This is a genomic window from Nonomuraea sp. NPDC049378 (genome assembly GCF_055586745.1).
This window is the reverse complement of the sequence record NZ_JBVJHP010000018.1, coordinates 167,355-187,811: the sequence shown is the minus strand read 5'-3', so window position 1 is coordinate 187,811 and position 20,457 is coordinate 167,355. Positions and strand designations below refer to the sequence as shown.

Genomic DNA, 20,457 nt, shown 5'->3' with positions numbered 1-20,457 from the left:
CCGCTCAGCGCAGCGGGTCGGCGCCGTTCCAGGTTCCTTCACTGGCGTAGGGGGCGAAGCGGGCGAACAGCTCCTCGGCGTACCAGTTGTGCGCCCGTACCTTGCGGATGACCCGCTGGTGTGCCCCGTCCCGGTAGGCGAAGGCGCGCACCGCCTCCTGGTCCCGCCACAACGAGAACGTCGCCTGCCGGGCCAGCGGCCACTCCCCCATGCCGATCGAGCGCAGGCAGCCGTCCTGCCGCCGGAGCAGGTCGTCGACGGGCCGAACCGACCGGTAGAAGGCGACCAGGCGGCCGGGCCGGATGGACGCCCTGGTGAGCACCGCCACCGGCCCTCTCCCGCCCTCGGGGCGGGCCGCCATGCCGTCGAAGGGGTCGCGCCCGGCCCAGGCGCCGCGCGAGGCCAGCGGGACCAGCCGCGCGTGCCAGCTCTCGTACGCCTCCGCACGCCAGCGGGCGGCGATCGGCGAGACGCGCAGGAACTCCTCCAGGTCGTCCTCTCCGCGCCAGACCGCGAACAGCGCCCACCGGCGCAGATCGGCTCCCAGCGACATGGAGCGGCCCCGGCCGGTGCCGAGCAGCCGCCAGAACAGCAGCCCGCCGGCGCCCCGCAGCAGCGGCCGGTCGAAGGCCATGTGCTTCATGGCGCCCGCGCTGCCGTACCGGACGAGGTGGAACGAGGCGATGGTCGAGGTGCTCGTGGCGGTCACCGCCGGCTACCTGCTCGGCTCGGTGCCGGTCGCGGTCGTGGTGGCGGGCGGGCACGGCGTCGATCCGCGTGACGTCGGCGACCGCAACCCGGGGTACTGGAACGTCAAGGAGCAGCTCGGGCGGCGGGCGGCCGTGCCGGTGTTCGCCGGCGACACGCTGAAGGGCACGCTGGCGGCCCTGGCGGGGCTGCTGGTCAGCGGCGGCCACACCACCGGGCTCGGCGTGGTGTCGGGCCCGAGCGTGGTGCCGGTGTACCTCGCGGTGGCGGCGGCCATGGCCGGGCACGCGTGGCCGGTCTTCGCCTCCTTCCGGGGCGGCCGCTCGGTCCTCACCTTCGCCGGCGGCGTCGCGGTCATCTGCCCGCCGGCGTTCGTGCTGGCGGTGGCCGTGCTGGTCGTGACGGCGCTGGCGCTGCGCTCGTTCGCCGCGGGGGCGCGCCTGGCGGTGTTCGCGGTGCCGGTGCTGCAACTGCTGTTCGCGCCCGTGGAGGTGGTGGCGGCCACCGGCGGGCTGATGTGCCTCATCGGGCTGCGCTTCTGCCTGGCCGCGCTGGCCGCCCGCCGCCGCTGACGCGCGGGTACGTGCGGCCACGCCACGCGCGGACGGGTCGCAGCGTGGCCTGGGTCAGCCGGAACGCGGACGCCGGATCGAGCAGCGGCGACAGCAGCACGCCCGCGCCCGGTTCGCGATAGCTGCCCCGCAACGCCCTGGCCAGCAGCAGCCGCATCCCCAGCAGCGCCACGTCCAGCGCGGCCGGGCGGCCGGCGGCCAGCCGGAGCACGGGCAGCGCCCCGGTCAGCCAGAGGACGGCCAGGTCGGCCGCCTGCCGGCCGGGCCCGGTCACGTCCCGCAGCGGCAGCGAACGGCCCCACTCCCGCCACAGCTCGCGGACCGAGTCGTGCATGTCCACCTCCAGCAGGCCGCCCGCGTCCAGGAAGCCCACCGTCCAGCCTCGCCCGGCCAGGCAGCGGGCCAGCGCCACATCGTCGGTCATGCGATCACGTACGAGCGCGAACCCCTCCACTTCGGCCATCCGGGCCCGCCGGAAGGCCATGCACTGGCCGTTGGCGACGACGCGGCGCGGCGGCGGCGGGCTCGGCGGGCCGATGGGCCCGAACCGGTAGACCAGCGTGGCCAGCATGGAAGCGTGCAGGGCCTGCTCCAGCACGCCGTCGCAGACGAACCGGGGACCGGCGCTCACCAGGTCGTACCGCTCCAGAGCCGCCGCCAGCGCGCCGAACAGGCCGGGCGCGGGCCGGGCGTCGGCGTCGAGCGTCACCACGACCTCGCCGGCGGCGGCGGCCATCCCCTGGTGCAGCGCCCACTGCTTGCCCACCCATCCCGGTGGCAGCGGTCCCGCGGTGACGACCTTGGCGCCCAGCGACGCGGCCACCCGGGCCGTGCCGTCGCGGGAGCCGTCGTCGACGACGATCACCTCGGTCACGGCGGGCGCCGCCGGCACGGCCCGCAGGCACGGTCCGATCCTGGCCGCCTCGTCGCGGGCGGGGATCACCACGGAGATCGTCGTGCCGGCGTCCAGGCGGGGCCGGAGCCGCGGCAGCCGCCGCCGGCCGCGCGCGAGCCTGGCGGCGACGACAGCGGCGGCGACGATCTGGGCCGCGGTGAGCGGCCTCACGGCGCGCCCCCGGGGAGGTCCCGTGCCACCAGCCCGGCCACGATGCGCGCGCCCAGAGCCACCATCGGCAGCCCGCCGCCCGGGTGCACCGAGCCGCCCACCAGGTACAGGCCGCGGCGCGGCCCCCGGTTGCCCGGGCGCAGGAAGGGCGCCAGCCTGCCCCCGCAGGCGCTCCCGTAGATGGCGCCGCCCCAGGATCCGTAGCGTTCCCGCAGGTCGGCAGGGGTGAAGACGTCGACGAAACGCAGCCGACCAGCCAGGTCGTGGCCGCGCTCGGCCAGCCGCTCCAGCACGAGATCCCGGTACGCCGGCACCCCGATCGGCCATCGGCCGGGGTCGCGGGCGGGCACGTTGACCAGCACGGTCCAGTTCTCGGCGCCGCGCGGTGCCTGGGAGGGGTCGTCCACGGCCGAGCAGCCGACGTAGATCGTCGGGTCGCGCGGCGGGCTCCCGCGTTCGAAGATGTCGGCGAACTCCCGCTCGTAGCCGGCCGAGAACAGCACCGAGTGATGCGGCAGTCCCGGCGTGCGCCCCTCCACCCCGGCCAGCAGCAGCAGCGCGGACGACGAGCGCCCCAGCCGCGCGATGCGGCGCAGCCGCCGGCGGTCCGGCAGCAGGCGCGCGTACAGGGCGGCGGCGTCGGTGTTGGCCACCACGACGTCGGAGCGCACGCGCTCTCCGCTCGCCAGCCGCACCCCCGTGACCCGGGAACCGCCGGCCTCGACGGCGGCGACCGGCTCCGACAGGAACACCTGCACACCTGCCGTTTTCAGCAGCAGGGCCAGGTCGTCGGCCAGCCGGGCCAGGCCGCCGGGCGTGTACCAGACACCCTGCCCGTGCTCCAGCGCCGGCACGCACCCCAGCGCGGCGGGCGCGAGATACGGGCTCGACCCGGCGTAGGTGGCGTAGCGGCCGGTGTACTGGCGCAGGCGGGGGTCACGGAAGTAGCGGCGGGCCAGCCCGTCCAGCGTACGCGCGGGCGCCACGGCCAGCAGATCGGACAGCCGGGCCTGGCCGGGCGGGCGGATCAGCGGCCCGGCGAACACCGTCCGGTGCGCGGCCCGCAGGCAGCCCCGCGCCCAGCCGTGGAAGGCGCGCCAGCTCGGTCCCTCTCCGGGGGCCAGCCGCTCCACCTCGGCCGCCATCCGGTCCGGGTCTCGCGGCGCGTCCAGCACCGTGCCGTCGGCGAACCGGTAGCGGCACAGGAGCTCCGGCTCGACGAGCTCGCGCCGCAGCCCCAGCTCGCGGAACAGCTCCGGCATGGTGAGCAGCGAAGGCCCGAGGGAGAAGGCGAACCCGTCCCGGCGGTGCTCGGCCAGCTTGCCGCCCAGCCGCGCGGACTGCTCGTACAGCCGGACCTCGTGCCCCTGCCTGGCCAGCAGCAGCGCGCACACCATGCCGCCCACGCCGCCGCCGATCACCGTCACCTCTGCCATGACCGCCTCCAGGCCAGCGCGGCGAACACGCCCATCGTGATCCCTCCGGCCGCCGCCACCAGCGGGTCGGCGGGCTCGAACACCGCCGCGAAGGCGACCGTCTCCATCACCGCCATGACCGTGTACAGCACGAGCAGGCCCCGCCCTGGCCCGGCGTCGCCGCACACGCGTCCGACGGCCAGCATGACCAGCGCCGACACCAGCAGCCAGCCCGCGAAGTTGCTCAGCGGGATGCCGCGGTACGCGCCGCCCTCGGCCCACGTCCACATCCCGAGCCGGACCATCTGCGGGTCGAGGAACAGGTCCCACGCCGTCAGCGCGCCCGCGCCCGCGGCGGCCCGCGCCCACCTCCCCGCCGGCGCGACGGCGGCCGCCACCGCGTACGCCGCCAGCCCCATGCCGCCCCAGGCCAGCGCCACCACGACGGGGACGCCGCCCACCTGCGGCCACAGCACGTCGTTGTAGCGGTAGACGCCGAACGGGAATCCGGTCAGCACCCCGGCCACCTCGGCCGCGTAACCGGTGAGCACCGCCGCGCCGAACGCGGCCACCGCCCTGGCCGTCCCCCACGTGCCGGCCGCGAAGGCCACGGCACACGCGGCCAGCAGCACCACGATCGGCCCGGTGTACCGCTCGGGCCGCGCGTCCAGCCCGGACGCCACCTGCAGGGTCACCATGGCGAGCAGCGACAGCACGCCGAGCGCGCGTGCCGGCCGCAGGGCCGCACCCGTCACCCGTTCGCCTGACGTCTGTTCCACACGCTGTCTTCCGGAGCGGCCGCAATCACGATCTACGTGCCCGGACGCGTGCCAAGCGAGCCTCATGGCCGTCCGAGCATCGGGACAAGAATCGCTCCGTGCGCGGTGCGGGTCAGCCGGTCGTGGCGGGGGCCGGCTTTCCCGGGCACGTGGTGGTGCGCCTGCCGGTCTCGAAGTAGGCGACGATCTTCTCGGCGCAGCCGGGCACCTGGGAGGCGGAGCCGTGGACGTCGTCGTCGACGGTCACCAGGGTGCCGCCGACGGCCGCGCGCATGGCGCGCGCCCACTCGTACGGCGTCACGGTCTCGTAGCGGTGGCCCGACAGGATCAGCGAGCCGCCGGTGGGCCGCACCTTCGGCGTCTTCGCCGGCAACGGCCACCCCGCGCACATGTGCACGAAGTTGCCCGTCCGGCCGGTCACCGGATAGTGCTTGAGACGCTGCTGGTAGGCCTTCCAGTTCGGCTGGAACGTGCTCGCGGTCGGATCCTCGTTGCAGTGGAACGCGCGGCCGGCCGTCTTGTCAGTCCCCCCGTCCCCACCTCCGCCCTCACCCTCGCCCGGCTTGCCGAACGCCTCCTTGACCGCCGGGGGCGCGGCCGGGCCCTTGGCGTCGGCGAGTTCCTTGAGCACCTGGGCCATCCTGGGCCACTGGCCGCTGGGCCGGCCGGCGGCCCGGGAGATCAGCCCGCCGTCCACGGTGAGGCCGATGTCGGTGAAGGTCAGCGGTTCGGCGTCGTACCGCCTGACCATGTCCTCCACCGCGGAGACCACCTGCCGCTTCGACGTGCCGAGGCCGTAGGTGTCGTCGCGTTCGGCCATCCAGGCGGCCATGCGCTCGAAGTTGCGGTCGACGGCGTCGGTGTGGGTCTTCGTCCAGAAGCTCTTCCAGATGTCGGGCGGGGTCACGCTGTCCAGCCACATCCGGCCCACCCTGGTGGGGTACATGGTCCTCATGACGGCGCCGAGCCACGTGCCCCACGAGACGCCGTAGAAGTTGATCTTACGCTCGCCCAGGGCGGCGCGGATCCGGTCGATGTCACGGGCCACGTTGGGGGTGGTGAGCTGCCTGAGGAACACGGGATCCCGCTGGACGCACTGCTTGCTCCAGGCGACCATGTCGGCGTAGGCCTTCCTGGCGTGCTCCTCGGTGATCGGTCCCGGCGCGGGCGTGCCGCGCGGGATGTCGGGGCAGGAGACCTTGGTGCTGCGGCCGATGCCGCGCGGGTCGATCCCGATCAGGTCGTAGCGCTCGTTGAGTGCTCTGGCGCCCCTCATCGCGAGGTTGATGGACATCAGGTAGCCGGAGCCGCCCGGCCCTCCCGGGTTGAGCGCGATGCTGCCCAGGCGGTTCTTCTGGTCGGAGGCCCGCAACCTGGTCAGGGCCACGGTGATCTGCTTGCCGTCCGGGTCGCCGTAGTCCTGGGGGACGCGGATCGTGCCGCAGTCCGTACGGGCGAGCAGCCGCCTGAACTCGGCGAACTGATTCTCCTTGAGGCCCTGCTTGCGGAGGTCCTCGTCCGAGAACTCCTGACACTTCTGCCAGGTGATGGATGAGGGCTTGGGCTTGGAGTCGGCGGCGGCGGGCACGCCGACCGTGAGGGAGCTCATCAGCAGGGCTCCCGAGAACAACCCGCGGGCCGCTGTCGCACGGTTCACTGGTCGAGGTCCTTTCGGCGGAGGGTGATCCGGCGGGGCACGCGAAGGGCCGCACATGCCGGTCTTCTGCGGTTCCGCTCCTTTATGCACCGCCGCCTGTTTCCCTGCCGTTTCCGCCTGCGGGCACGTCAGCCGTCGGGCTCGCGCAGCTCGCGGCGGAGCCGGTGCAACCGCAGGGCCAGCTGCACTTCCAGGGTGTGGTCCGGGCTGTTCCAGTCCATGCCGAGCAGGCGTCTGACCCGGTCGAGGCGCTGGGTGACGGTGTTCGGATGGATGTGCAGCCGTTTGGCGCTGGCGACCAGGCTCTGCCCGGTGGCGAAGTAGGTTCCGAGCGTCTCCATCAGCGCGGTGGACCGCTGCTCGTCGTGCCGGATGACCGGCCCGAGGGTGCGTTCCACGAAGCGCACCGCGGACGCGCCGTCGCCGAGCAGCAGTCCGGCGTATCCGAGGTCGTCGGCCGTGGCGGCGGCTCCCACCCGTTCGAGCCGGAGCAGGGCCTGCACGCAGGCCAGCGCCTCCGCGTACGCGCTGGGCAGGTCGGCCGGGTCGTCGACCGGTCCCGCGGCGCCGGCGGTGACCGGCGAGCCCAGCCGCGTGGTCAGCGAGCGTGCTATCTGGCGGCCGGTCAGCGACGGGTCGTCGGAGGGGACGACCAGGATCGCCTGGCCGTCCCGCACCGTGCTCAGACCGTCGCGGGCGGCCGCGAGGTCGGACGCCACGGAGGCGAGGCTCTGCCGGTTCTCCGCCCGGATGTGCGCGACGACGACGGCATGCCGCTTCTGGGGCTGGTAGCCGATCCGCAGGGCCCGCTCGGCCAGCGAGGAGTACGTGCGTGGGGTGGGCGTGAGGAGGTCGTCCAGCAACTCGCCGCGCACCCTGGCCTCCGCGGCGGCGAGGTTGCGGCTGAACAGCTGGAGCAACGACGCGACGACGGCGGCCCGGGCGAGCAGCCGCCTGTCCAGGTCGCCGACCTCGGACGGTGCGGCCGGCGGCCCCCACGCCAGGGTGCCGAGGTTCTCGGTGCCGGCGACGAGGCCGGTGACCCAGTACGTCCCGTCGTGGGCGACGGCGGAGCGGCCCGCGGCCCCGCCCGCGGCGGCGGCCATCGCCCGCAACACCTCATGGGAGGCCCCGGGCGTCCAGGCGACGGGCGTCTCGAACTCGTCGAAGATGGCGAGCACGCCACCGAGCTGGTCGCCCGCCGCGGCCACGACCTCCTGCACGCCGCCGCCCCGGAGCACGATGGCCATGCTCTGGTCGTGCGCCGCGACCGCCCTTTCCTGGTCGACCGTACGTTGCCGCAGAGCCTCGTTCTCCCGCCGGAGGGCCGCCAGGGTCTGCTTCTGGTCGTCCCTCGACCGCGCCTGCTCGATGGCGGTCGCGGCGAGGGTGGCGAAGGAGCCGAGCAGAGCGATGGCGTCGTGGGAGAACCACCCCGGCGTGCGGTTGGAGGCGAACAGCACCCCGATGACGGCGCTGGTCCGCAGCGGCACGCCGACGATCGACACCTGCCGCTCGGCCCTGACCGAGGTGTCGACCGCCGGGTCGTGCGTCAGCCGTTCGTCGCTGAAGTAGTCGGGCGTCGAGAACGGCGTGCCGGTGGCGGCGACCCTGCCGCCGATGCCGATCCCGAACGGGATCCTGACGTCCTTCCACGCCGAGGAGGTCGCGCCGACCATCACCTGCATGCAGGTCGCCCGGCCCTCGTTGTCGTTGAGGCTGAGGTAGGCCATGTCGCAGCCGAGCAGCCGCTGTGCCTGGCTCACGATCAGGCTGAGGATCGTGTCGGGGTCGCTGCGGTCCTCCGCCAGCTCCTTCGCGCACTCGACGAGCGCGCGCTGCTGTTCGTGGCGGCTGCGCCGCTTCTCCAGCGTGTCGCGGAGCTGGAGCGCGAGCGTGTGCTCGGCGTGCAGATCCGCTATCTCGGCGGGTGAGGCGGCGCCGGCCACCGCGTCGTGCAGGACCTCGTCGTAGTGGGGCAGCGGGGCCCCGTCCACGAGAAGCTGGAGGAAACTGCGCCTGTTCACGCCCTTGCCCATCGTTGTAGCACTCGCGCTTCCACAATGGGCACTAGTCAAGTCCCGCGGATCGCCAATTACCAGGCTGCTGCGGAGATAGGTGAATTCACGGGGCGTTCACCCATGCAACGGGCGGGCTTTCACGGTCAGGCCGGGGTGTCGACCGACTTCTTGGGCTCGGCGGGCACGTCCGCGGGCGCGTCGGGCGCACGCCGGGCGGCCAGCAGGTGGCGGGCCGTTCCCCAGATGCCCCGGCGGAACAGCAGCACGACCACGATGAAGATCGAGCCGGTGATGATCCCGGTCTCGGCGAACCCGGCGGTGGCCAGGAAGTCCTGGAGCTGGACGATCAGCGCCGCGCCGATGGCGCCGCCCCACAGCGTGCCGATCCCGCCGAGGATGACCATCATCACGGCCTGCCCGGAGGTGGTCCAGTAGACGCCTTCGAGCGAGGCGAAGCCGTGGCCGATGGCGAAGACTCCTCCGGCCGTCCCGGCGAGCGCGGCGGACAGGACGAACGCCTGCAGCTTGTAGCGGTCGACCGGGTAGCCGAGAGCGCGGGCCCGGTCCGGGTTGGCGCGGATGGACACCAGCACCCGGCCGAACGGCGAGCGTACGATGCGCCAGGCGACGAACAGCCCGGCCAGCACGAACGGCAGGCCCGCGTAGTAGAAGAAGAACGAGTCGGACAGGTCGAGCCCGAACAGCTCCCGGGGGATCCCCTGCAGGCCGTTCTCCCCGCCCGTGACGTCCCGCCACTGGTTGGCCACGAAATAGATCATCTGGGCGAAGGCCAGGGTGACCATGGCGAAATAGATGCCGCTGAGCCGTACGGACAGGAATCCGATCGGGAGCGCCAGCAGTGCCGTGAACGCCGCGCCGCCCGCGATCGCGACCGGGAACGGCAGCCCGCTGTGCAGCGCGATCAGGCCGGTGCAGTACGCCGACCCGCCCCAGAACGCGGCGTGCCCGAACGACAGCAGCCCGGTGAAGCCCAGCAGCAGGTCCACCGACGCGGCGAACAGCGCCCAGCAGGCGATGTCGAGCGCCACCGGCGGGTAGATCAGCCAGGGCAGGGCGAAGGCGGTGACGAGCCCGGCCGCCAGGAGCAGCCACCCGCCCCGGCCCGAGCGGGCCAGCCTGGTCAGGATCACCGGAACGCCTCCTCGCGTCCGAACAGCCCGGCCGGGCGCCACAACAGCACGGCGGCCATGAGGATGAACACCAGGATCTGGGAGAGCGCCGGCACGTACAGGTTGCCGAGGGCCGACACCAGCCCGACGGCGAAGCCCGCGGCGACCGAGCCGAACACCGAGCCGAGACCGCCGATCACCACGACCGCGAAGACGGTGATGATGAGGTCGGCGCCCATGAGCGGGTTGACCGCCCGCATCGGCGCGGCCAGCACCCCGGCGAACGCGGCCAGCGCGATGCCGAAGCCGAACACCGGGGTCACCCACCGGCCGACGTCGATGCCGAGCGCCCGGGTCAGCTCGGGCCGCTCGGTCGCGGCCCGCACGATCACCCCGACGCGGGTACGGGTGAGCACCAGCCACACCGCCACGCACATCAGCACCGACACGGCCAGCACGAACACCTGGTAGGCGGGGTAGGTGAACAGCCCCAGGTCGACCGTGCCGTCCAGGGCCTGCGGCCGCGGGTACGGCTGCGAGCTCACCCCGTACTCCCGTTTCACCAGGTCCTGCAGGATGAGCGCGAGACCGAAGGTGAACAGGAAGCCGTAGAGCGGGTCGAGCGGCGTCAGCCGCCGGATGAACAGCCGTTCCAGCACGATCCCCGCGGCGCCCAGCAGCGGCGGCACCAGCAGCAGGGACACCCAGAAGTTCAGGCCGAACGCGTCGAGCGCGACGAACGCCCCGAAGGCGCCGAGCATGTAGAACGCGCCGTGGGCCAGGTTGACCACGCCGAGCATGCCGAAGATGACGGACAGGCCGAGGGCGAGCAGAGCGTAGAAGGCTCCGCCCACCAGCCCGTTGAACGCCTGCTGGAGCACGCCGGCCGCCTACAGCTTGCAGGCGGGGTCGGGCTGCGGCTGGAACGCCTCCGACGCCGGGATGGTCTTGAGCACCTTCACGTAGTCGTACGGCTCCTTGACCTCGCTGGACGGCTTGACCTGCGACAGGTACGCGTCGTGCAGCAGCAGGTGGTCCTGGGCGCGGATGGTGGCGTTGCGGGCGAACATGTCCTCGATCTTGTGGCCTTCGAGCTGCTTGACCACCTCGTCGGAGTTGTCGGTGCCGCCGCGCTGGACGGCCTCGAGATACTGCAGGGCGGCCGAGTAGTTGGCCGCCATGTTGGCGGTGGGCCGCTTGCCGGTCCTGGCGTGGAACTTGTCGGCCCAGGCGCGGGACTGCTCGTCGGCGTTCCAGTACCACATGTCGGTGTAGCGGGTCCCGGCCAGGGCGTCCGCGCCGAGCGAGTGGATGTCGCTGAGGGCCAGCAGCCCGACCGCGAGCCCGACGCCCTTGTCGCGCAGCTTGTACTCGTTGTACTGCTTCACCAGGTTGACCAGGTCACCGCCGGCCTGCATCGTGCCGATCACCTGCGGCTTGGGGTCCAGGTTCGGCGCCTTGAGCAGGAACGTGGAGAAGTTGTCGTTGGGGAACGGCGTCGGGTCGGACTCGACCACGGTGCCGCCGGCCGCGTTGATCGCCGTGCTGAACGTCTTCTGCATGTCCTGCCCGAACGCGTAATCGGGGTAGACGATGTACCAGTTCTTCGAGCCGTCCTTGGTGACCTCGGTGCCGGTGCCGTGGGCCAGCATGTAGCTGTTGTAGCCGTAGTGGAAGGTGTACTTGTTGCACTGCTTGCCCTCCAGCTCGGTGCTGGCGGCGCCGACGTCGATGAACACCTTCTTCTTGTTCTTGGCGATGGTGGCGACGGCGAACGCGGCCGAGGAGGTCGGCACGTCGAGGATCACGTCGGCCTGCTGCCGATCGTAGAGCTCCTGCGCCTTGGAGTTGGCGATCTCGGGCTTGTTCTGGTGGTCGGCGTCCTTCACCTCGATGGTCTTGGCCACCGCCTTGTCACCATATTTCGCCTGATGGTCGGCCACCGCCATCCTGACGGCCTCGATCGTCAGGCGCCCGGAGGTGTCGGCGTAGATGCCCGACTGGTCGTTCAGCACGGCCAGCACCACCTTGCCGTTGCTGATCTTCTCGTCACCACCGCCAGGACCGCCGCCGCACCCGGCCAGCAGCAGCCCCGTGGCGGCCAGGCAGCCGCTCCAGCCTGTGACTCTCATTCAGGCATCTCCTCTTTTCCCGGCGGGGTGGTCGTCAGATTCCGAGGTATTCGAGCAGCTCGTGCTCGCGCTCGCGGACCTGGTCGTTGTCCAGCGACTCGACGATCCGGCCCTCGGCGAGCAGGTAGTGGCGGTCGGCGACGGTGGCGGCGAAGTGCACGTTCTGCTCGATCAGCAACACGGTGACGCCGGCCGCCTTGACCTCGCGCAGGATCTCGCCGATCTGCTGGACGATCAGCGGCGACAGGCCCTCGGTCGGCTCGTCGCACAACAGCAGCCGGGCGCCCGTCCGCAACACGCGGGCCAGCGCGAGCATCTGCTGCTCGCCGCCCGACAACTTCGTCCCCGGGAAGCGGCGCCGCTCGCGCAGCGGCGGGAAAGTCTCGTACACCCGCTTCAGCGACCACGGCTCCCGGCTCCCCTTGGTCACGGGCGGGAGCAGCAGGTTCTCCTCCACCGACAGGGTGGCGTACACGCCCCGGTCGTCGGGGACGAAGCCCAGGCCACGGCGGGCCCTGCGGTGCGGGGCCAGGCCCGTGATGTCCTCGCCGGACAACGCGATCGTGCCCGTGGTCCTGCCGTACGCGCCGTGCAGCCCCATCAGGCAGCGCAGCAGCGTGGTCTTCCCGGCGCCGTTGCGGCCGACCAGCGTGACGATCTCGCCCTCGTCGACCCGCATCGACACCTCGCGCAGGGCCTGCGCCTCGCCGTACCAGGCCGACAGCCCGTCAACGCGCAGCATGAGAGTCTCCGAGGTAGGCGGTGATGACCCGCGGGTCGTGGCGGATCTCGGCGTACGGGCCTTCTGCCAGCACCTTGCCGTGCTGCAGGACGGTCACCCGGTCGGCGAGGCTGGCCACCACGTTCATGTTGTGCTCGACCAGGACCACGGTGCGGCCCGCACGGATCTTGCGGACGAGCTCGCACGTACGGTCGACGTCCTCCACGCCCATCCCGGCGGTCGGCTCGTCGAGCAGGAGCACCTTGGGGTCGAGGGCCAGGGCGAGCGCCAGCTCCAGCGCGCGTTTGCTCCCGTACGGCAGCGAACCCGCCGGGACGCCGCCGTGGCCGGACAACCCGACCTGGTCGAGCAGCTCCTCAGCGCGCTCCGCGAAGCGGGCCAGCGCCCGGTCGGAACGCCAGAACCGCCAGCCGAGACCGGTGGGGCTCGCCAGCGCCAGCTCCACGTGCTGGTGCGGGGTCAGCTCGGCGAACAGGCTGGTGATCTGGAACGAGCGCGCCACGCCCAGCCGGGTGATCGCCTCGGGGCTGCGCCCGGCCAGCTCCCGGCCGCCGGCCAGCAGCACGCTGCCCGCGGTCGGCTTCAGGAAGCCGGTGAGCAGGTTGAACAGGGTGGTCTTGCCGGCGCCGTTGGGTCCCACCAGCGCGTGCACGCTGCCCTCGGCCACGTCCAGGTCCACGCCGTCCACGGCGAGGAAGCCACGGAACTCCCTGCTCAGCCCGCGCACCTTCAGGACGGGGACGGATCCGCCCGGGGCGGCGCCGTGCCCGCTCCCCACCGGATCTGCTCCCATGCGCCCTCCTCGCGCGTCATGACGTGACCCGCGTCACGCTCAGGCCGCCGTAACCGTGAACGCTAAGTGGGAGCCGGGCCGGTGGACCAGGTGAGAAGGACACACATTCCGGCAGCCCGCTATGAGCTGGCACACATCGGGCCGCCGCTAGATCATTCGCCTTCGCTCACAAGCGCCCCATAAGTAGCATGCGTCCCATTCTGACCGTGACTACCGATCGAGGCCCATGGTGTTGAATCGTCGAGATGTGCTGAAGGCCGCCCTGGTCGCGCCGATCGGACTGGAAGCGGCACGACCCGCGGCGGCGTCATCCGCGGAGCCGTGGGAAGCCGTGGTGGCCAGAGGCCACGTGCCCACCGCGCTGATCCCGTTCGACACCACGATGAAGAAGTACATGATCGAACGCGGGATCACCGCCGGGCAACTCGCCGTCGCCCGCAAGGGCAAGCTGGTCTTCACCCGCGCCTACACGCTGTCGACCCCGGCAAAGCCGGTGCCCGCCGTGACGCCGACGAGCCTGTTCAGGATCGCGAGCCTGAGCAAGCACATCACGGCCACCGCCGTCCTTCGGCTGGCGCAGGAGGGGAGACTGAACCTCAGCACCCCGGTGACCAGCCTGCTGGACCTCAGGCCGATGGCCGGCAGGCAGGCGGACGCGCGGCTGGCGAACGTGACCATGTGGCGGCTGCTGCAGCACTCCGGAGGCTGGGATCGCGAGATCTCCGACGACCCCGGCGTCATCGAGCACAAGATCGCCGACATTCTCGGCACCGGCTTGCCGAACGACAAGTCCGACATGATGACCTACATGACGAGCCTGCCCCTCGACTTCGCGCCCGGCTCCAGGTTCGCCTACTGCAACTACGGCTACCTGCTGCTCGGCCGGGTGATCGAGGAGATCACGGGCCGGAGCTACGGGTCGTACGTCACCGGCGGGCTGCTCGGCCCGCTGGGGATCACCCGCATGCGGCTGGGAAGCACGCTGAAGGCCGACACCCCGGGCGAGGTGCCCTACGAGTCGCGCTACACCGCCACGACCGTGCTCGACGAGTCGGGCGCGAAGGTCCCGTACCCGTACGGCGGGTTCAACATGGACAACAAGGACGCCAGCGGCGGCTGGGTGGCCACCGCCATGGACCTCGTCAGGTTCGAGCGGGTCTTCGACGTGCCCTCGGCCGCGAACGTCCTGGACTCACGGTCGATCTCCCGGGCTTTCGCCAGGCCCGAGTGGGGCACGTTCGCCTCCGGCTCCTGGTACGGCGCCGGCTGGTACGTCCGCGAGAAGAACGGCGGGTACAACACCTGGCACACCGGCGGCCTGGCCGGCACCTACACCTACCTCGTCAGGAGGTACGACGGCGTCACCTACGCCGCCTGCTTCAACCGCCGCGACGAGGGTGACGGGCCCGCCGCCTTCGGCGTCATCGGCGACCTCCTGTACGACGTGGCCGACAGGATCGCCACGTGGCCCTCGGTGGACTACAGCTCGCTGTACTTCTGACCGCGGCGTCCGTGACTCACGCCGGTTGCGGCTCGGCCTCCCGGCTCCTGACCGGTCTCGTCACCTGCTTGGCCACGCAGGAGGGCAGCCCCGCCACGACACCCGCCGCGCGGCGCTGGTAGTCGCTGGGCGGCATGCCGACCAGCTCGGTGAAGCGGGTGCTGAAGGTGCCCAGCGACGAGCAGCCGACCGCGAAACAGATCTCGGTGACGCTGAGGTCGCCACGGCGCAGCAGCGCCATCGCGCGCTCGATGCGACGCGTCATCAGATAGGCGTACGGGGACTCGCCGTACGCGAGCCGGAACTGGCGGCTGAGGTGCCCGGCCGACATGTGCACGCCGCGGGCCAGCGCCTCGACGTTCAGCGGCTGCGCGTAGTCCCTGTCGATGCGGTCGCGGACGCGGCGCAGCCGCGCCAGGTCCTTCAGGCGTGCCGCCGCGGTGAGAGCGCGCCCCCATGCGGGATGGCACATGAGCAAACCCCTTTCGTCGAGCGGCTCAGCGAACCTGCTGGATGCGGACCAGGTTGCCCGCGGGGTCGCGGAAGGCGCAGTCGCGGACACCGTACGACTGCTCCGTCGGCTCCTGGACGACCTCGGCGGCGCCGGCCTGCACCTTCTCGAAGACGCCGTCGAGGTCCCGGGTGGCCAGCAGGATCCAGCCGTAGGTGCCCTTGGCCATCATCTCGATGATGGTGCGGCGCTCGTTCTCGGTGATGCCGGGGTCGGCGGCCGGCGGCGCCAGGAGGATGGACGTGCCGGGCTGGCCGGGCGGGCCGACCGTGATCCAGCGCATCCTGCCCTGCCCGACGTCGCTGCGCACCTCGAAGCCGAGGGTGTCGCGGTAGAAGGCCAGGGAGGCCTCCGGGTCGTCGTGCGGAAGAAAGGTCGTGTGAATGGTGACGTCCATGGCGCCACGTTAACCGCGGCCCGGCGACCAGCGCTTCTCCGATCCTGACCGAGTCCCGTGGTCAGCTCGCCGACACCGAGAAACCGTTGGTACGGAAGTCCATCCCGCCGCCGGACGACGTGATCTCGTAGCCGAACTGGACGTCGCCGACCGTCACGTCGCCGAACCAGTTCCTGGACCTGATCCAGTCCAGCACCGCCTTGATGTCGACGGTTCCCGAGGTGGCGTTGCCCTGCCGGATGAAGGAGAACACCTCGTTGGACCCGTTGGAGCCGCGGTAGACGTCCCAGCTGTGGCCGCCCACCGACGCGCTCGCCTGCCACGAACCGAGCGGGCCCACCGGGCCGTACTTGTTCATCCAGAGCATGATCTCGTAGGTGTGGCCGTCGCACCAGATGTCGTACGCGCTCGCGTAGGCGCCGGCGCTCGGCACGGTGACGTTGAAGCTGCTGGTCACGCTGCGGAGTGCGCTGAGCCGCCGGTTCACGTTCCTGGTGGCGTTGGGGTAGGACTTGACGCCGCCGGTGTTGGGGTGGTCCGCCCAGACCCCCCAGTCGCCGTACGAGTTCGCCCAGATGGTCTGCGGGCCGGCGCCGCTGCCCCAGATGTTGTTGTAGAGGGTGTAGCCGCCGTTGGTCCATGTGCCCCACCGGTCCGACGAGGACCAGACGGCGGCCTGGGCCGGCTGAGCGAGCACTCCGAGGAGCGCGACGAGCATGGACACCGGGACGAAGAGGCGGAGCGTCCTGAGCATGATCTCCCTTTCCGCTGTTGTCCGCCGGTGGCAGGCGGCGCCTTGTCGAAACCGCCGTGTCGAAGCGCTTCGACGAGGCCGGGGCCGCCGAGACCGGTTCCGACAGGAGGTGGGGTCACCGTAAGGCCGCATCCGGCGGGAGGAAACACCGGCGGGAAAGGAATCCTCACCGCCACACGTCAAGCGGCGGTGACGGCGTGAAACTTTCACCCCGCGCCTTCGCGATCGTCGCCGGTGACGCAGCCGGAAGGGCACGTCCGGGCGGGCCCGCCTCAGGGCGTGTGCGGTTCCGTCATCGCCGCGCGCAGGCGTACGGGGCCGAACAGGCCCGTGACGCGCTGGCCGGCGAAGACGAAGTGCGTGGGGCTGACCTCGTCGAAATAGGGGGCCAGCGTGCCCAGCACCAGGACCTCGACGGCATTGTCGCCTTCGTCCAGCTCGACGTCGAAGACGTACGGCGAGCACACCCTGATCCCGCACGGGCGGCCGTTCACCGTGACCTCCGCCGTGCCCCTGACGCGGCCGAGGTCGAGCTCGCCCGGCCCGGCCTGGGCGGTGACGGTGGCGCGGTAGCGCACGCCGCCGCTGTAGCCGGCCAGGCCGCGCTCCTCCCAGTCGCCGAGCCGCATCCGGCCAGGGCCGCAGGTGAAGCGGACGGGGCCGGTGAACGCGGCGCCCGACTGCCGGCCGGGGACCGTGGTCACGCGCAGCTCGCCGCCGTCCACGACGCACTCGACGCCGTCCGCGACGTCCACGGAGACGCCGGTCGCGCCCGGAGGCGGGTCGAGGAGGAACCGTTCGGTCCGGGGGCGGGCGCCGGGCGCGGTGAACGTGGCGGCGGGGGCGGAGGGGCGGCCGTCGAGCCAGCCCGCCTCCGGCAGCGGGTGCGGGCGGACCCGCGACCACAGGGCGGCGGGGTCGCCCTGCTGGCGGCGGCGTACCCGGGGGCGGGGCGTCCAGCCGGGGCCGGAGACGGCCAGGCCGTCGGCCAGCACCCAGCCGTCCGACTCGATCCTGATCGTGTTGTCGCCGGGGCGCAGCAGGCGGGCCACGTCGTAGCGGCGTACGCGCGGGATGTCGGCCTCCGCGTACGGGTCGAAGCCGCCCTGGCGGCCGGCCTCCACACCGTTCACCAGCACCCGGCAGAACGCGGTCGAGGCGACCTGGAGCAGCGGCCCGCCTCCTTCCTGGACGTGCACGGTGGTCTCCAGGGGCGTGCCGGCGATCCACTCGGGGCGGGCGGCGTCGCCGGGATCGTCCACCAGGCAGGCGTAGGCCCGCAGGTCGTGCTCCTCGTCAGGGACGAGCGCCAGGTCCAGCAGGTGGTCGCCGGGCGCGACGGGTGAGAGCGTGACGGCGGCGTAACCGGAGTCGTCGAGCGGCCGCTCCTCGCCGTCGAGCCGGAGGGCCTTGGCGGCGCCGGCGCCGATCGCGAGCCAGACGGGAGCGCCCTCCGGCACGGTGAGCACGCTGCGGAAGCGCGCCTCGGCGCCGGCCGCGACCCGGCCGAACGCGAGGAACTCCACCGGCACGTGTCCCTTGGGGCCCAGGGTCTCCCGGTGGATGGGGTCCTTGTGCAGGCCCCGCGACGTCGACCACACCGAGGGCGTCCACGGGCCGTCGCCGACGCGCTGCTCCCCGCGCGGGCCGAACGTCACGTGCGCGGTCTCTCCGCCGGGCCTGCGCAACGACCAGCGTTCAACGCGGGCACCGGTGTCGCCGCCGACTCCGGCGGCGTACGCGGAACCGGTGGCGGACCCGGTGGTGAACGCGGTGGCGGACCCGGTGGCGGACCCGGTGGCGGACCCGGTGGCGGACGCGGTGGCGGTTGCCGTGGTGAGACCGAAGTCCGACCAGGTGTCGTCCATGGTCGGGACGAGCTCGACGTCCCACTCGTCCCCGAGGTCCACCTCCACCGGGCCGGCGTGGAGTTCGTCTGCACCTCCGTCAGCAGCGGCGGCAACGGCAACCCTGACGCCGGCCTGCCGCCGGGCGGCACCGACCCGGTCAACCCCCACCTGCGCTTCTCCAGCTACCAGCGCGGCTACGTCTCCTGCGAGGTCACCCGCGACCAGTGGCGGGCGGACTTCAAGGTCGTCCCGTACGTGGACCGCCCCGGCGCCCCCGTCTCCACCAGGGCGAGCCTCGTCACGCTCGACGGCGCCCCCGGCCTGCAGGCGCTCTAGGAAGGAACGATCATGCGTCACCTCGCCGCCGCGCTCACCGTCGCCACCGCCGCCGTCACGCTCACCACGGGAGCCGCCTGGCACCCCGCCGCAACCGCTGTTAAGCCCTCCGGCGACCTCACCCCCATCGCGGGCGCCGACCGGCTCGTCGCCGCGCTCGGCGTGGACCCCGCCTGCCCCGCGAAGATCGAGATCGGCATGCGCAGCGACGCGAAGAAGCCCGCGTACGCCACGATGGACGTCGAGATCGACCCGCCGCTGACCGCCTCCCGCACGATGCTGACCAGTTACCTGCCGCCCGGGTACGAGCTCGGCGCGAAACTCCTGGTCGCCGTCCCGCCCGAGACCGAGGAGGGCACGTACGAGCTGCGGCTGCGCACCCCCGCCAGGACGCTGAAGGTGCCGGTCGACGTCGTGCCCCTCGACAGGCTCGACGACGGCGGCAACCTCGCGCTGCACCGCCCCGTCACCGCCTCCTCCCAGCACACCAACGCCAACTACCCGCCGTGCAGCGTCGCCGACGGCGACACCTCCTCCAACGGCTGGGCCGGCGGCAACGGCTGGAACGACGCCACCGGCCGGGCCTGGCCCGACACCATCGCGGTCGCGCTGGGCGGGCCGAAGCAGGTCTCCCGCGTCGACCTGTACACCCTCGACACCGAGCGTTACCCGGCATCGCGCCACGGGCTGCGCGACTGGGACGTCCAGGCCCAGGTGGACGGCGAGTGGCGAACGGTCGCGCAGGTGCGCGGCAACACCGCCGGAAACGTGCGCTCGGACTTCGCGCCCGTCACCGCGGACGCCGTCCGCATCGTCGCGCTCGCCTCCAACGGCGCCAACGACTACACGCGCATCATCGAGGTCGAGGTCCGCTGAGGACCTCCTCCTACGGCTCCTCGGCGGGGGTGGCGGGCACGACCTTGGTCTCGGTCAGGCGGTCGAGCACCCGCCGCCGGTCGCCCCACACGACGGGGAGCCAGTCCAGCCAGGCGGCCGGCCCCAGCAGCATGCTGAGCCTGCGGACGATGCCCGTGACCGGGTGGATGCGCAGGCCGGTCTCGGTGACGACGCGGAGCTTCATCAGGCGTTTGCCCGGTGTCGTGCCGGTGCGCGCCTCCAGCAGGCCGAGCCCGACGATCGACCAGGCGAGGGCGAGAGGGAGGCCCAGGGCGTAGGTCAGGCCGGCGCCGTCGTAGGCGCCGCACTGCACGGTCATGAGGGCGACGCAGCCGTCGCCGATCTTGACGTACACGAAAGGCGGGAACGACAGCGCGAAGCCGGTGCCATGTTCGATGATCCCGTACAGCCCTTGGAGGAACAGCGCGGCCGAGACCCCGACGAGCGGCAGGTTGTCGACCAGCACGGCGACGAAGCGCACATTGATGGACGCGGGCTGGGCGGTGCGCAGCTCGGCGAAGGAGGCGGCCGCCTCCGCCGGGGTGCCGAGCCGGCCTAACGCCTCGGGCAGCTCGCCGGCCTCCGCCGCCTCGGACAGATGGTCGCCGAGCTCCGCCCTGGCCCTGTCGCGGGCCGCGCCGGTGAGGTGGCGCGCGACCCTGTCGGTGTAGTCGTCGATGGTCTGCCGTACGTCGCTCATTCCTGCACCTCGCCAAGGGTGTTGAGTAGTTGTCGCATCGCGTCGACCAGGCCGCTCCACTCCACGCGCAGCATGGCGAGATAGGCGCGGCCGTCCGGGGTGATGACGTAGTACTTCCGCGGCCTGGCGCGCCCTTCGGCCTCCCAGGTCGCGACGATGTGGCCGGAGTCCTCCAACCGGTGCAGCAGCGGGTAGAGCGTGCCCTCCTTGACCTCCAGGACGCCCTCGCCCGCGTGGCGCAGCACTTTCAGCAGCTCGTAGCCGTAACGGCGGCGGACGCTGAGGACGGACAGCACGGCCAGCTCGGTCGTGCCCCGCGCGAGCTCGCGACGGAGCCGTGCGATGGTGGCCGATCCCGGCGTCGCCTCGACATCCTCACTCATACGACCACGGTACGACCTGATACCTCGGGTAGCAAGGTATCAGGTCGAGCGATGGCCGAGGAACCGGATGTTCCCGCGCTCTTACAACGCCGTCAATGATCCGGTTAATGTGG

At 72.2% G+C, this 20,457-nt stretch carries 21 protein-coding genes; 4 read left to right on the top strand and 17 right to left on the bottom strand.

The features are described 5' to 3' along the window. Positions 1-4: 4 nt before the first annotated feature. Positions 5-709, bottom strand: a complete 705-nt coding sequence (locus tag ACZ6SA_RS34855) for a spheroidene monooxygenase (RefSeq protein ID WP_465832997.1) — start codon at positions 707-709, stop codon at positions 5-7. Between ACZ6SA_RS34855 and ACZ6SA_RS34850 the strand changes: the two genes are divergently transcribed. Then, positions 684-1,280: a glycerol-3-phosphate acyltransferase gene (locus ACZ6SA_RS34850; RefSeq protein ID WP_465832995.1), complete on the top strand. Its 597-nt coding sequence runs from the start codon at positions 684-686 to the stop codon at positions 1,278-1,280. The two genes, ACZ6SA_RS34855 and ACZ6SA_RS34850, sit on opposite strands and share 26 nt — an antisense overlap. On the opposite strand, the gene ACZ6SA_RS34845 is transcribed toward ACZ6SA_RS34850, so the two are convergent. The 10 genes from ACZ6SA_RS34845 to ACZ6SA_RS34800 form a co-directional block, all read right to left on the bottom strand. Beyond that, complete coding sequence (locus ACZ6SA_RS34845; RefSeq protein WP_443154253.1) at positions 1,231-2,346, bottom strand: glycosyltransferase family 2 protein; 1,116 nt, start codon at positions 2,344-2,346, stop codon at positions 1,231-1,233. The genes ACZ6SA_RS34850 and ACZ6SA_RS34845 overlap by 50 nt on opposite strands. Next, positions 2,343-3,782, bottom strand: coding sequence for a phytoene desaturase family protein (locus tag ACZ6SA_RS34840; RefSeq protein WP_465832993.1), 1,440 nt, complete (start codon positions 3,780-3,782; stop codon positions 2,343-2,345). Before ACZ6SA_RS34840 ends, ACZ6SA_RS34845 begins: the two co-directional genes overlap by 4 nt. Beyond that, positions 3,770-4,540, bottom strand: a complete 771-nt coding sequence (locus ACZ6SA_RS34835; protein WP_465832991.1) for a carotenoid biosynthesis protein — start codon at positions 4,538-4,540, stop codon at positions 3,770-3,772. The genes ACZ6SA_RS34840 and ACZ6SA_RS34835 overlap by 13 nt, the downstream gene beginning before the upstream one ends. A 112-nt stretch (positions 4,541-4,652) precedes the next feature. Further along, positions 4,653-6,197, bottom strand: a complete 1,545-nt coding sequence (locus tag ACZ6SA_RS34830; protein ID WP_465832989.1) for an alpha/beta fold hydrolase — start codon at positions 6,195-6,197, stop codon at positions 4,653-4,655. Between the two features lie 128 nt (positions 6,198-6,325). Beyond that, entirely contained in the window at positions 6,326-8,224 is a 1,899-nt protein-coding gene (locus ACZ6SA_RS34825; RefSeq protein WP_465832987.1) for a helix-turn-helix domain-containing protein, read from the bottom strand. Positions 8,225-8,361: 137 nt separating this feature from the next. Further along, positions 8,362-9,369, bottom strand: coding sequence for a branched-chain amino acid ABC transporter permease (locus ACZ6SA_RS34820; protein ID WP_347646137.1), 1,008 nt, complete (start codon positions 9,367-9,369; stop codon positions 8,362-8,364). Next, positions 9,366-10,229, bottom strand: coding sequence for a branched-chain amino acid ABC transporter permease (locus ACZ6SA_RS34815; RefSeq protein WP_347646136.1), 864 nt, complete (start codon positions 10,227-10,229; stop codon positions 9,366-9,368). Before ACZ6SA_RS34815 ends, ACZ6SA_RS34820 begins: the two co-directional genes overlap by 4 nt. 9 nt (positions 10,230-10,238) lie before the next feature. Beyond that, positions 10,239-11,480: an ABC transporter substrate-binding protein gene (locus tag ACZ6SA_RS34810; RefSeq protein ID WP_465832984.1), complete on the bottom strand. Its 1,242-nt coding sequence runs from the start codon at positions 11,478-11,480 to the stop codon at positions 10,239-10,241. A 34-nt stretch (positions 11,481-11,514) separates the two neighbouring features. Then, a complete protein-coding gene (locus ACZ6SA_RS34805; RefSeq protein ID WP_347646134.1) occupies positions 11,515-12,222 on the bottom strand; it encodes an ABC transporter ATP-binding protein in 708 nt (235 codons plus the stop codon). After that, positions 12,209-13,015 (bottom strand): ABC transporter ATP-binding protein, encoded by an 807-nt coding sequence (locus ACZ6SA_RS34800; RefSeq protein ID WP_465832981.1) that lies wholly within the window; start codon positions 13,013-13,015, stop codon positions 12,209-12,211. Before ACZ6SA_RS34800 ends, ACZ6SA_RS34805 begins: the two co-directional genes overlap by 14 nt. A 247-nt stretch (positions 13,016-13,262) precedes the next feature. Here ACZ6SA_RS34800 and ACZ6SA_RS34795 point away from each other — a divergent pair, with 247 nt between their 5' ends. Next, positions 13,263-14,516: a serine hydrolase domain-containing protein gene (locus tag ACZ6SA_RS34795; RefSeq protein ID WP_347646132.1), complete on the top strand. Its 1,254-nt coding sequence runs from the start codon at positions 13,263-13,265 to the stop codon at positions 14,514-14,516. Positions 14,517-14,532: 16 nt separating this feature from the next. On the opposite strand, the gene ACZ6SA_RS34790 is transcribed toward ACZ6SA_RS34795, so the two are convergent. The 4 genes from ACZ6SA_RS34790 to ACZ6SA_RS34775 all read right to left on the bottom strand — a co-directional run bounded on the left by ACZ6SA_RS34790 (position 14,533) and on the right by ACZ6SA_RS34775 (position 18,094). Continuing rightward, positions 14,533-14,988: a helix-turn-helix transcriptional regulator gene (locus tag ACZ6SA_RS34790; protein ID WP_347646131.1), complete on the bottom strand. Its 456-nt coding sequence runs from the start codon at positions 14,986-14,988 to the stop codon at positions 14,533-14,535. Positions 14,989-15,013: 25 nt separating this feature from the next. Beyond that, positions 15,014-15,424: a VOC family protein gene (locus tag ACZ6SA_RS34785; protein WP_465832979.1), complete on the bottom strand. Its 411-nt coding sequence runs from the start codon at positions 15,422-15,424 to the stop codon at positions 15,014-15,016. Between the two features lie 61 nt (positions 15,425-15,485). After that, positions 15,486-16,310, bottom strand: coding sequence for a glycoside hydrolase family 12 protein (locus ACZ6SA_RS34780; RefSeq protein WP_465832977.1), 825 nt, complete (start codon positions 16,308-16,310; stop codon positions 15,486-15,488). A 140-nt stretch (positions 16,311-16,450) separates the two neighbouring features. Then, positions 16,451-18,094: a hypothetical protein gene (locus ACZ6SA_RS34775; RefSeq protein ID WP_465832975.1), complete on the bottom strand. Its 1,644-nt coding sequence runs from the start codon at positions 18,092-18,094 to the stop codon at positions 16,451-16,453. Between the two features lie 9 nt (positions 18,095-18,103). Here ACZ6SA_RS34775 and ACZ6SA_RS34770 point away from each other — a divergent pair, with 9 nt between their 5' ends. Further along, positions 18,104-18,364 (top strand): hypothetical protein, encoded by a 261-nt coding sequence (locus ACZ6SA_RS34770; protein WP_465832973.1) that lies wholly within the window; start codon positions 18,104-18,106, stop codon positions 18,362-18,364. Positions 18,365-18,376: 12 nt separating this feature from the next. Then, on the top strand, positions 18,377-19,240 hold the full coding sequence (locus tag ACZ6SA_RS34765) for a discoidin domain-containing protein (RefSeq protein ID WP_465832971.1): 864 nt from the start codon (positions 18,377-18,379) through the stop codon (positions 19,238-19,240). A 10-nt stretch (positions 19,241-19,250) separates the two neighbouring features. On the opposite strand, the gene ACZ6SA_RS34760 is transcribed toward ACZ6SA_RS34765, so the two are convergent. Further along, positions 19,251-19,961, bottom strand: a complete 711-nt coding sequence (locus tag ACZ6SA_RS34760) for an RDD family protein (RefSeq protein WP_465832969.1) — start codon at positions 19,959-19,961, stop codon at positions 19,251-19,253. Further along, entirely contained in the window at positions 19,958-20,344 is a 387-nt protein-coding gene (locus ACZ6SA_RS34755; RefSeq protein WP_347646120.1) for a PadR family transcriptional regulator, read from the bottom strand. Before ACZ6SA_RS34755 ends, ACZ6SA_RS34760 begins: the two co-directional genes overlap by 4 nt. Positions 20,345-20,457 lie beyond the last annotated feature (113 nt).

Excerpts from the sequence above, each read along its gene's own strand:
- ACZ6SA_RS34790 (WP_347646131.1), bottom strand. The coding sequence starts at position 14,988 with ATGTGCCATCCCGCATGGGGGCGCGCTCTCACCGCGGCGGCACGCCTG.
- ACZ6SA_RS34800 (WP_465832981.1), bottom strand. The coding sequence starts at position 13,015 with ATGGGAGCAGATCCGGTGGGGAGCGGGCACGGCGCCGCCCCGGGCGGA.
- ACZ6SA_RS34765 (WP_465832971.1), top strand. The coding sequence starts at position 18,377 with ATGCGTCACCTCGCCGCCGCGCTCACCGTCGCCACCGCCGCCGTCACG.
- ACZ6SA_RS34780 (WP_465832977.1), bottom strand. The coding sequence starts at position 16,310 with ATGCGGCCTTACGGTGACCCCACCTCCTGTCGGAACCGGTCTCGGCGG.
- ACZ6SA_RS34760 (WP_465832969.1), bottom strand. The coding sequence starts at position 19,961 with ATGAGCGACGTACGGCAGACCATCGACGACTACACCGACAGGGTCGCG.
- ACZ6SA_RS34810 (WP_465832984.1), bottom strand. The coding sequence starts at position 11,480 with ATGAGAGTCACAGGCTGGAGCGGCTGCCTGGCCGCCACGGGGCTGCTG.
- ACZ6SA_RS34785 (WP_465832979.1), bottom strand. The coding sequence starts at position 15,424 with ATGGACGTCACCATTCACACGACCTTTCTTCCGCACGACGACCCGGAG.
- ACZ6SA_RS34850 (WP_465832995.1), top strand. The coding sequence starts at position 684 with ATGGTCGAGGTGCTCGTGGCGGTCACCGCCGGCTACCTGCTCGGCTCG.
- ACZ6SA_RS34755 (WP_347646120.1), bottom strand. The coding sequence starts at position 20,344 with ATGAGTGAGGATGTCGAGGCGACGCCGGGATCGGCCACCATCGCACGG.
- ACZ6SA_RS34840 (WP_465832993.1), bottom strand. The coding sequence starts at position 3,782 with ATGGCAGAGGTGACGGTGATCGGCGGCGGCGTGGGCGGCATGGTGTGC.
- ACZ6SA_RS34805 (WP_347646134.1), bottom strand. The coding sequence starts at position 12,222 with ATGCTGCGCGTTGACGGGCTGTCGGCCTGGTACGGCGAGGCGCAGGCC.